The following is an 11,709-nucleotide window of genomic DNA, read 5'->3' on the forward strand; positions in this document are numbered from 1 at the left end:
CTCTAGGGTTGCAGTTGACAGTTTGGCTAATGTCTGCTATATTGAGGCTGTCGGAGCCGGTCAAACTTTACCAAGAAATTTCTAAATTCGTCCTGAGGAATCACGAGCGGCCTGCCGATAATAACTAGTGACAACAATACTAAGCGAAAAAGGCAAACTCTTCGAAAGAAGGGGACGCAAAGCCAAGGGTCTAACCCCGGGAAACTCGGAAAGAGATTCCGGGAATGACAGCCTGGTTGCCGTCTAAGCTTCGGAGCGTTTGCCTTTTTGTTTTTGGCGCTCCGAAGCGGAGAGGGGCTGAAAATGCAGATATCAGCAATAGAAGTGGCAAAGCTTTTGGCTGCCGAAAGCACAAGACTCGGAAAGCAGAAAACACCAGATTTGGAATTCAAAGAGATTACCGCCGATGAACTACCTGAACCCAAAATAGCCGAGCCGGATGCCGCCGAAGTTGAGCGTGTTGTTCAAATGGTCAAAGAAATGCCCGATGTGCGAGAGGAAATAGTTATGCGGCTGAAAGAGCGCATCGAGAAAGGCGAATACAAAATTTCCGGCGAGGAAATCGCCGAGATGATGCTCCGTCGGATGCGCGCAGATAGAATGCGCTAATTACCATCCATTGGGTATTGGCAATAACTAAGCAAGAGAGGTTTTCCTTAGCAGGTGGCCTCTCTTGTTCTTTTTCACCAGTAGAAATAAAGACCAATTTATTTAAAACCCCTAATTCCTCAGTTTGAATATCATCACCAAAGTGACAAGTTGCACAATATCATTCTCCCATTAGCTAGAAGGTCAATAATTCTCTTAAAAGGAAATTGCTCTTAAAGTTAACAATATTTATTGTTATCAAAGCAGGAGGATTTTCAAAAATGCTTGTTGAAGTTAAAAAATAACGATGGACATCATAGACAAGAACACTCGCATGGACACAAAGAAACAAGACAATGCCCCGAATATACCTAGGCCTGTTGAAATACAATCTGTCATTGACATCGACATTGACAAGATAAGGCTCAACCCCTATCAGCCAAGAAAATCATTTGATGACCAGAAACTCCATGAGCTTGCAGAATCCATACGACAAAATGGCATACTTCAACCCATCGTAGTGCGACCTGTAGATAACGGGGCGTTCGAACTTGTAGCTGGCGAACGCAGATTTCGAGCGGCGGTTCTAGCAGGCCTTGACAGCATTCCAGGAGTCGCTCGGCAGCTCTCAGAAAAGGAATCGCTTGAGATTGCACTTATAGAAAACCTCCAACGAGAAGACATTAAACCCCTCGAATGTGCCCAAGCCTATCGGCGACTTATGGATGAGTTTGGTCTAACGCAGGAGCAAGTTGCCGAGCGTGTTGGGAAAAGCCGCCCGGCGGTGGCAAATACCCTTCGTCTATTGAACCTTCCAGCAGAAATCTTAGAAAGCCTCGACCGCGAACAGATTACAGAAGGGCATGCGCGAGCTCTTCTTTCCATTCCAAACCCCGAAGAACAACTCAAGGCATGGGAGAAGATCGTCAAAGATGGCCTCAGTGTCAGGGAAGCCGAAAGGCTGTCCAGGATGTCAGCGACAGGCAAGCCACCTCGCCATGTCAAAGTTTCACGTGAAACTAGACGTCATGGACAAACAAACCCGCATATTGCAAATGTCGAAGATAAACTCAGGCGATTCCTCGGCACAAAAGTTTCGATTTCAATCAATCATGAAAATAAAGGCCGCATAGAAATTGAGTTCTATGGAGAGGATGACCTAATGCGCATAATCGACCTAATTTTTCAAACATAATTAATGCAAAAGGGAGGAAAGCAGGGTAATGAATGAGGTGATCTATGACATGTCAATCAAAGAGGCGTCGGAGATCCTCGAAAAGAGTGATCGACAAATACGCCGCTATGTCAAAGCTAACCGTCTTAAAGCCAGACCAGTCAGAGTCGATGGGCATATAAAATTAATGTTCAATCGCGAGCAAGTTTTGAACTTCAAGGAAACTTTGATGAAAGAAGGTGCATTTGGGGAATCTGATAATAAGATAATGGTTGACGCTAAACTTATCGACAAAGCAACGGATGGGGAATTGGAAAAGGACGAGACTGCTGTCATAGATGGTATAGCTTCGATAGCACCGGACCATATTAAATATGTCATGGACACCCTCATGGAACAAATAAAAGAATTGCGAGCGGAGAATCGCGAGCTTCATTATCAGCTGGAACAGCGTTCAGGACAAGTAGGCTTCCTACAAGGAAGGGTTGAAACACTACAAGAAGAGCTCAAAATGCTTGCACCAGCACCAAAAACACGTGAAGAGATAACTCGGCGAAAACCTTGGTATCGCAAAATTTTCGGGGGGTAATGCTCTAGAGTCTCATGTTCGGGAGCCAACCTATTATGACTTTACATGGCCATGCTAAAAATGACATAGACATAAGGTTGACAATGACGGCAAGGTGGGCCTGCAATAAATACTGGAGCTGCTTTATAACTTCTAAAATCTTCAAAAAGCCATATATTGCTTATTAAACTCTCTCATATCCCGCAGTTCCACTCCGTGCGAACACTTGGTTAAACAGAATCCATAAATCAACAAGGGATTAATCAACTCTCCGGCTAATGTATAATTCATCTGCACATTAAAAACTAAAATGGAGGCTCTACTGGTGAGGCTAAGTGTAGCTCTAATTTTAATATTTGCTTTCTTTTTATGGCTATTCCCAACGAATTCGCATCCAGATTCAGCGATTGACGAGGCATCCATTAAGGAATATACCGTTCATCTTATTGGACACGCACACATTGACATGAACTGGCTTTGGCTTTGGCCAGAAACGGTTGAGGTATGCAAAAACACATTCTCCACAATGCTCAAATTCATGGAAGAATATCCGCAATTCCGTTTCTCACAAAGCCAGGCATCAGCATATTTACCAATCGAAGAGCAATATCCCGAAATTTTTAAGCAAATACAGGAACGCGTAAAAAACGGGCAATGGGAAATTACCGGAGGAACATGGACCGAAGGCGATATGAACATGGCCTCCGGTGAAGCAATTGTTCGCCAAATTCTCTATGCCAAGCGTTACTTTATGGAAAAGTTCGGCGTCGAACCAATAATCTGCTGGGAGCCTGACACATTCGGACACGCATGGACTATCCCTCAAATATTAGCAAAGAGTGGTATTAAGTACTACTATTTTATGCGATGCGGGAAAGGTGAACCTGTATTTTGGTGGGAATCCCCGGATGGATCTAGAGTTCTTGCATTTAATCGCGGCAGTTACAACGGCTCCGTCAATGAAAGCATCAAGGATGCTGTGCTTGACTTAGCCAGACGCTATGACGTCAAAGACGCAATGTTCGTCTATGGTGTCGGTGACCACGGGGGCGGCCCAACTAGGAAAGATATTGAAAAAGCCCTAGAACTTGGAAAACGCAAAGACTTTCCAAATGTCAAGTTTGACACAGCCGTTGGCTTCTTTGACACCTTGCTAGCGCAAAAGAAAGAGTTCCCTGTTATAAGCGATGAATTAAACTTCGTATTTAGGGGTTGCTATACTAGCCACTCAGACATCAAGAGGATGAACCGCACTATGGAAAATCTGCTGCCAACAGCAGAAATGTTCTCTTCATTAGCGGTTCCTTTTGGCTTCAAATACCCAGCCAAGGAGTTCATAGAAGCTTGGCGAAATACATGTTTTAACCAATTCCATGACATCCTTGACGGCACGGCGATACACGAATCCTATGAGTATTCAAAGAAGCTTTTTGATAAGGCATATTCGATTGGAGACACGGCGCTAAAAGGAGCTCTTAAAACTCTTGCTGACGAAGTAAATACTACGGGCGCTGGAATGCCCATCATAGTATTCAACCCGCTCTCCTGGCAACGAACAGAATCAATAAGCTTGCCCTTACCCAAAAACCTAGTCGGACGAGAAATAAGCGTATGGGATGCTAAAGACAATGAAATGACTTCGCAAATCATCAATGGTCAGTTAATATTTGCAGCAAAAGATGTTCCTTCGGTTGGCTATAAAACATTCTACATCCGCGCGAAGCCGTCGAAAATTAGACAAACGGCACTTTCCCAGGAACCAACAATAGAGAACGAATTTTTCAAAGTAACTGTTGATAAGCTTTCCGGTACTATCACCAACATTTATGACAAGAAAGCCAGCCGCAAAGTTCTTCCTTCGAATAGCAAGGCCGCGCTTCTTCAAGTATTGATTGAAGATCCTTCCGGGATGTCAGCCTGGAATATTGGAAACATTAAGCAGACCTTTGACTTAGACAAAGCCGATTTTGTGAATGTCATAGCGCCAGGTGTCATACGTGTCAAACACAAGTTCAACAAATCCACATTCATGCAAGATATAATCCTCCGCCCTGGTGTGCCGCGGATTGATTTCAAAATGACTGCCGACTGGTTCGAGCAAGGAACATCTAAGACAGATGGTGCAATGCTAAAAGTAGCATTCCCTGTCAATGTCAATGATGGCAAGGCTGTCTTTGACATTCCTTTTGGGAGCATCGAACGGCCCTCAAATGGTGATGAAGTTCCCGCATTAAAATGGATAGACTTATCCGGCAAAGATTATGGGGTCAGCCTGTTAAATGACTGCAAATATGGCCATGACGTCAAAGACAACATTATGCGCCTTTCCCTACTAAGAGCGTCGGATGATCCTGACCCAACACCAGACCAAGGACGACATGAAATTACTTACTCTCTTTATCCCCACGCAGGTGATTGGCGTCAGGCCAACACGCCAAGAAGAGGCTACGAGCTAAACAACCCTCTCATTCCATTTTTTGCTAAAAGGCACGCAGGAAATCTGCCGGAGGAGCACTCATTTCTCAGTGTAGAACCCTCGAACCTAATCGTCACAGCGCTAAAGAAAGCAGAGGATTCAAATGACATTATAATTAGGTTTTACGAATGCAAAGGAGAACCAGGAACTGCAAGAATTAATATGGGAATGAAGGTACGAGCCGCCTTGGAAACCGATTTAGCCGAGCGGCCGCTTCACAAGCCTGCCCTGCCGCTTAAGGGAAGGGAGATTACTATTCCTTTCGGTAAATGGGAAATCAAAACACTTAGATTGGAGCTAGCAAAATGAGTAAACTGGCTTTATTTGGTGGAGAAAAGGCCGTCAAAAGCAACGACCGCGATATTTTCACTTGGCCAATCGTTACAAAAGAGGACGAGGCAGCAGTGCTCGAGGTACTCCAACGCGGAGCCATGTCTGGCACAGATGTAACTAAACAATTTGAAGAAGAATTTGCTGCATGGTTGGGCCGCAAATATGCCCTGGCACACAATAACGGCACTGCAGCCATTCAAGCGGCAATGTTTGGATGCAAGATTGGAGTAGGAGATGAGATAATTTGTCCAAGCATAACCTACTGGGCATCAGCAATTCCGGCGTTCACACTTGGTGCAACTGTTGTATTTGCAGATATAGATCCTTGGACGCTCTGCCTCGACCCGGACGATATTGAAAGGTGGATTTCCGGCCGAACAAAAGCAATTATGGTTGTCCATTATTTAGGCTACCCAGCGGATATGGACCGCATTATGGCGATTGCCCGCAAACATGGTTTGAAGGTAATAGAAGACGTATCGCATGCACATGGCGGCCTCTATAAAGGGAAAAAAGTCGGTACTTTTGGGGATGTGGCCGCAATGTCCCTAATGAGCGGCAAATCTCTGCCCATTGGTGAAGGCGGCATTCTCTGCACCGACGACCTTGAAATTTATGAGCGTGCAATCGCATTTGGGCACTACGAGCGCTATGGAGCAAACATAACAACACCCTACCTCAAACAGTTCGCTGGGCTTCCCCTCGGTGGTTACAAATATCGAATGCATCAACTAAGTTCAGCAATGGGAAGGGTTCAACTAAAACATTATGATAAAAGAATGCAAGAAATAGATAAGGCAATGAATTACTTCTGGGATGGCTTGGAGGGCGTTCCAGGTATCAGGGCGCACAGACCGCCTAAAGGGTCGAACTGCACAATGGGTGGGTGGTATGCATGCCACGGGATATACGTAGCAGAAGAACTAGGCGGGCTTTCCGTGACCCGATTCACAGAAGCGGTGCGTGCGGAAGGTTGTCCTACAAGTCCTGGGGTAAACAACGCTCTACACCTCCATCCGCTTTTCACCAAGTGCGATGTCTATGGCCATGGAAAGCCCACCAGAATAGCAAACTCCACACGCGACGTGCGCCAATATAAAGGCGACCTACCAGTAAGCGAGGCAGTAGGAGCAAGGACTTACTCAATCCCATGGTTTAAGAAATACCGCCCAGAAATCATTGACCAGTACATAGAGGCGTTTAGAAAAGTTTGCGATAACTACGAGGAGTTATTAGCCGATGATCCAGGTAACCCTGAGAATATTGGCGGCTGGCATTTCTTCCAGCACTCCAGCTAACATTGGAGGAAGAGATGGGCAAAATACCATATAAGCATAGCGAACTTACCAAAATTGGCGAACAGCGCACTTTTGAGGGGGAAGCTACCAATGAGATAGCTTTTCCACTGGGAGGACTTGGTACAGGAACCATTAGCATTGGAGGAAGAGGCAACCTCCGAGATTTTGAGGTCATGAACCAAGCTGCCAAAGGAACTGTTTGGCCTTTTACTTTCTTCGCACTTTGGGCTAAAGAAGAAAAAGGGAAACCGGTTGCCAAAGTGCTTGAAGGCAGAGTTCCGCCTCCATATCGAAGCGGCTTCGGAGAACCACAGGCTCAGTTATTAGGCCTTCCAAGATTTCAGGACGTTAGTTTCAAAGGCGAATATCCTGTTGCAAACCTCAAATTTTCCGACCCAGATATAATGGTAAATGTATCTCTAGTTGCTTGGAATCCATTTATACCTCTTAATATTAAAGACAGCGCCATCCCTGTAGCAATCTTCGAATGGACGTTCAGCAATCCGAACGATAAACCTGTTAGCATATCACTGGCTGCCAGCATATCAAATCCTTTAATTGCAAAAGACGAGAACGGTAACCCAACGAGCGCAGGTTCATTGAACGCCTTCAAGTCTACCGGCAACCTGTGTGGAATATTCCTAACTCACCCCAAGGCCAACTCTGCAAGCCCTGAGTACGGCACAATAGCCATAAGCACTACTTGGAACAACCTGGACATCCAAACGCACTGGTACCGAGGAGGCTGGTGGGATAAGTGCCACATTTTCTGGGACGACTTCTCCACTGACGGCCGCATTACCGAAGTGATGGATTCCGATCCCGCGCCTGGTGTCGCCGATGTTTCATCGCTGGTTTTGCGCGCCGAAATTCCATCTGGCGGCTCGGTTACAATGCCCATATTTCTCACCTGGCTATTTCCAACGATGGCGAATCCCTGGCCTCCGGAGGGACTGCAGAACCCAAAACCCTTTAAAACATATCCAGGTGCACAGTTTGACGATGCATGGGGAGTTGCTGAATATGTTGCAAAAAATTTTAAACGCCTCAAAGGAGAAACAGAGCTATGGCGCAGGGCAATCTTCAACAGCACTCTGCCTGCACACGTTCTCGATGCTATAACATCTCAGGCGAGCATCATGCGCTCGTGCACATGCTTCCTCTTAGAGGACGGCAGCTTTTATGGATGGGAAGGTTGCCGTGATAAAGGCGGTTGCTGCCCCGGCAACTGCACCCATGTTTGGAACTATGAACAGGCGGTAGCATTTTTATTTCCGCAACTCGAACGCACTATGCGGCAAACTGAATTCCTCTACAACACTCGCGAAACAGGCCACATGGGCTTTCGCACAAAGCTGCCAAGAGGCTCAGAAATATGGAATTTTAAGCCTTGTGCCGATGGCCAAATGGGCACTATTATTCAAGTTTACCGCGACTGGCAGCTCTCGGGCGACGACGAGTTCCTCAAAGAGATTTGGCCGAAGGTCAAACTTGCTTTGGAATATGCTTGGACGATGACAAGGGAAAAGATGGCCCCTCCAGCCCGGGAGGGCGACCGTAGCTACGATTCCTTATGGGATCCCAACAAGGATGGCGTCATGGAAGGGGAGCAGCATAACACCTACGACATAGAGTTCTTTGGTCCCAATACAATGTGCACTGCCATGTACCTTGGTGCTCTTCGAGCTTGCGAGGAAATAGCTCGCTACTTCGGCGAAACTGAAAAGGCGGAAGAGTATCGGGCTATCTACGAGAGCGGCCGGTCAAAAGTTGAATCTGAGCTATGGAATGGCGAATATTATATCCAAAAGGTTATGTTAATCGATGGCGTAGAAGTCCCAGACAACCTGAAAACCCCTAAAATTGGCGAGCCATCTTGCCCATGTAAGCAATCACCAGGAGGTCCTGCAGTCGCTTTAGGTAATGGCGATGTTATGCCGAAGTATCAATATGGCGAAGGATGTTTGTCCGACCAGCTTCTTGGCCAATGGGCAGCTCATGTTGCCGGATTGGGATACTTGCTAGACCCAGATAAGATACGGACTGCGCTTAAATCCATTTTTGATAACAATTTCTTATCATCTGTAAGGAATTTTCCAAATGTTCAGAGAGTGTATGCGCTGAATGACGAAGCCGGCCTTTTGCTGTGCACATGGCCGCACGGAAACCGTCCTGCGCTACCTTTCGTATATTCTGATGAAGTCTGGACGGGCATTGAATACCAGGTAGCCGCCCATTTAATATACGAAGGCTGGATTGAAGAAGGCCTTGCAATCGTGAAAGCTACACGCGACAGATATGCTGGTTACAATAGAAATCCTTGGAACGAAGTGGAATGCGGTCATCATTATGCAAGAGCAATGTCTTCCTGGTCGGTTAAGCTTGCTCTCGACGGATTTACATATAGCCTAGTAGAAGGAAGGTTGGGCTTTGCACCAAAGCTCAATCCTGAAAATTATAGCACAGTCTGGAATACAGGCACAGGATGGGGAATTTACTCGCAAGACCTCGGCAACGGCGTATTCACATTCGAGGTCTTATACGGAAGCCAGCAACTTAGTCGCTTGGACATTGCAGACCTTCCACAAACAGATATCGCCATAAATGGCCCGGATGGCATGGTATCTGCGCACATTGAGGGTCAGTCAGTAATATTCGACAAGCCAATAAAGCTAAAAGCCGGCGAGAAGTTAGTAATCACCAAATGCTAACTATTGCAGGAATGGCTTCGTAAAGGCGCCTGCGAGGGAGAGGGCTCAAGTCTGGCAATGTTTTGCAATATGAGAAGCCAAAATAGGAATAATATTGCAATTGTCGAATATTGTAAAATAAGAAAGAAATAAATGCTTATTAAAAGGCCAGCCGCTTAACGGAGAATTGTCTTGATTGGCACAGTTCTTAAACATCGCTATGAGGTACTTGAGAAGATTGGAGAGGGGAGCTTCTTCACAGTTTACAAGTGCCAAGACAAGATTGACAACAGGACAGTTGCTGTGAAGGTCTTGCTTCCCCAGTATGCCGCAAACGGCATGTTTGCCGAACGTATGATAGTTGAAGCGCAAGCGATGATCGGCGTTCGTCATCCGGGCATCGTGGAGGTATTAGACACCGGTTGTCAAGATGGCAACTACTTCATAGTTGTTGAATATGTCAAGGGAGTAGACCTTCGAGAGCGACTTCGCAGAAGCACGCCCCTTACACTTCTGACAGCTATTGACCTAGGCATGGCACTCTGCGACGCCCTGGATTATGCACACCGCAGAGGCTTCGTACATGGGGACCTCCGTCCTGGAAACATTCTGGTAACTGCTGAGGGCCAGATTAAGATAGCAGATTTTTGGGTCAACGAGGCAGTAGTATCATCGCAGTCAATCCGCACAAACGCTATGATGCGGTCGATTCATTACATGGCACCCGAAGTTGCTGAGGGCAAGCAATCTAGTACCGCAAGCGATATCTACTCACTCGGCATAATACTTTTTGAAGCACTAACTGGCACACTTCCGTTTGAGGGCGACACGCCGATTACAGTAGCGCTAAAGCATGCCAAGGAACCCGTGCCTTCCCCACGCACGTTAAATCCCGGCATACCGAAGACACTCGACGCCGTAATTGTCAAGGCGCTTCAGAAACTACCCCATCAGAGATTCCGCTCAGCTAAAGCCATGTTCAACGACTTAAAGGCAGTTCGCAATGCGCTCAACCTGACGAAAACGGTAACGTGGACTGCTGTCTCGGAGAAGGAGACTCCCGAGCCTCCAAGCGAAGAGGCTGAGGATGAGTTGGAGGAAATACCGATTTTGTCTGCTATTCTAAAGACGCTCATCGTTATAGTCGCCTTAATAGGCATATTTGGTGTTATGGTAATCGGATATGTATGGATGAGCCCTGGGGAAGTTGAGGTACCAGATCTTATTGGTCAGCAAATTGACCGCGCAAGGATAATTGCCGACCAAAAGCACATAACATTAAACATCAAGGGCGAAGAGTATAATGAAAACACAGAAAAGTTCCCAAAAGGGACAATATACTTCATGAACCCTGCGCCAGGCCGCCATATCAAAGAGGGCAAGTCCGTCGATGTTTGGGTGAGTAAAGGCTCAAAATATACAAAAACACCTTCTATAGTCAATCTCACAATGGAAGATGCCCGTGAGCAAATCATAAATGCAGGACTTACAGTCGGGGAGATTTCACAAGATTACAATGACACCATCCCAGCTGGAAGTGTGATATCCCAATCACCTGCCCCTGGGACACGGCAAGAAAGGGGACAGCGTGTGAATATGGTCGTAAGCCTTGGCCCAAAATTCGAAGAGGAGATACCCACACCTCCAGAAGAGGAAAATCGCCCGCCCATGGAGCCAAGATCCTTCGATGTAATTATAAAGAAAGTGCCCCCTGGCCGTGATAATCAGACAGTCCAGATTGTTGTAGTTGATAATCTCGGCGAGAAAGTAGCATACACTGGCCTAGCAAAGCCCGGCGATAGAATTCAACAAACCGTCGAGGGAATAGGCGAACGCATAGTAATTCGCGTTTACATAGACGGCAAGCTCGTGCAGGAGGAAACAAAGTGAAAATAAAAATTTCTCCATCCCTCCTATCCGCTGATTTTAGCAATCTCGAACGTGCCGTTCGCCAAGTAACGGAGGGCGGAGCAGATAGCCTGCACCTAGATATCATGGACGGAAGATTTGTGCCAAATATCACATTTGGACCACTTGTCGTCCGAAGCATCCGAAGCAAAACTGATTTGCCATTCTGTGGCCATTTAATGATTATTGAGCCCGAATCAATTCTGGCCGAGTTCATTGCTGCCGGATGTGATACAATAATTATACATGCCGAGGCTTGTGCCCACCTGCATCGGACTTTGCAACAGATACGAGAGCTTGGAGCGACACCAGGAGTTGCATTAAACCCTTCAACGCCGTTATGCGTAATTGAGAATGTTCTATCCGAAATAGACGAGTTGCTGATAATGACAGTTAACCCTGGCTTTGGGGGTCAGGACTTCATACCTGAAATGCTTCCTAAAATAAAAGCCGCGCGGGCAATGATTGAAAATGCGGGCCGAAAGATAGATATATCAGTGGATGGCGGAATTAATACCAAAACTTGCGAGCTCGTGACTGCAGCAGGGGCAAACGTATTAGTTGCCGGATCCTTTGTATTCAATGGCCCGGAGTGCATCGAGAAGGCGATCTCGGATCTCCGTCGGCACTGTCGAGAGGTTTGATCTTTCCTTTCCCACTGGAAAGGGCAGAGG

The 11,709-nt window shown here is 46.5% G+C and carries 8 protein-coding genes and 1 riboswitch; all 8 genes read left to right on the forward strand.

What is annotated here, in order from left to right:
• Positions 1–141 precede the first annotated feature (141 nt).
• Positions 142–244: riboswitch (cyclic di-GMP riboswitch) on the forward strand.
• 59 nt (positions 245–303) lie between these two features.
• A complete protein-coding gene (locus K6T99_12145; GenBank protein MCL6520570.1) occupies positions 304–609 on the forward strand; it encodes a flagellar biosynthesis anti-sigma factor FlgM in 306 nt (101 codons plus the stop codon).
• 286 nt (positions 610–895) lie between these two features.
• Positions 896–1,783 (forward strand): ParB/RepB/Spo0J family partition protein, encoded by an 888-nt coding sequence (locus K6T99_12150; GenBank protein MCL6520571.1) that lies wholly within the window; start codon positions 896–898, stop codon positions 1,781–1,783.
• A 28-nt stretch (positions 1,784–1,811) separates the two neighbouring features.
• Positions 1,812–2,351 carry a hypothetical protein gene (locus K6T99_12155; protein MCL6520572.1) on the forward strand — a complete coding sequence of 180 codons (540 nt, stop codon included), beginning with the start codon at positions 1,812–1,814 and terminating at the stop codon, positions 2,349–2,351.
• Positions 2,352–2,655: 304 nt separating this feature from the next.
• Positions 2,656–5,115, forward strand: coding sequence for a hypothetical protein (locus tag K6T99_12160; protein ID MCL6520573.1), 2,460 nt, complete (start codon positions 2,656–2,658; stop codon positions 5,113–5,115).
• Entirely contained in the window at positions 5,112–6,437 is a 1,326-nt protein-coding gene (locus K6T99_12165) for a DegT/DnrJ/EryC1/StrS family aminotransferase (GenBank protein MCL6520574.1), read from the forward strand. The genes K6T99_12160 and K6T99_12165 overlap by 4 nt, the downstream gene beginning before the upstream one ends.
• A 14-nt stretch (positions 6,438–6,451) precedes the next feature.
• Positions 6,452–9,148, forward strand: a complete 2,697-nt coding sequence (locus K6T99_12170) for a hypothetical protein (GenBank protein ID MCL6520575.1) — start codon at positions 6,452–6,454, stop codon at positions 9,146–9,148.
• 171 nt (positions 9,149–9,319) lie between these two features.
• Positions 9,320–11,017 (forward strand): protein kinase, encoded by a 1,698-nt coding sequence (locus tag K6T99_12175; protein MCL6520576.1) that lies wholly within the window; start codon positions 9,320–9,322, stop codon positions 11,015–11,017.
• Positions 11,018–11,019: 2 nt separating this feature from the next.
• Positions 11,020–11,679, forward strand: coding sequence for a ribulose-phosphate 3-epimerase (gene rpe / locus K6T99_12180; GenBank protein MCL6520577.1), 660 nt, complete (start codon positions 11,020–11,022; stop codon positions 11,677–11,679).
• The last annotated feature ends 30 nt before the right edge of the window (positions 11,680–11,709 follow it).

The sequence above is a fragment of the Armatimonadota bacterium genome, from assembly GCA_023511795.1.
GTDB lineage: Bacteria > Armatimonadota > UBA5829 > DTJY01 > DTJY01 > JAIMAU01.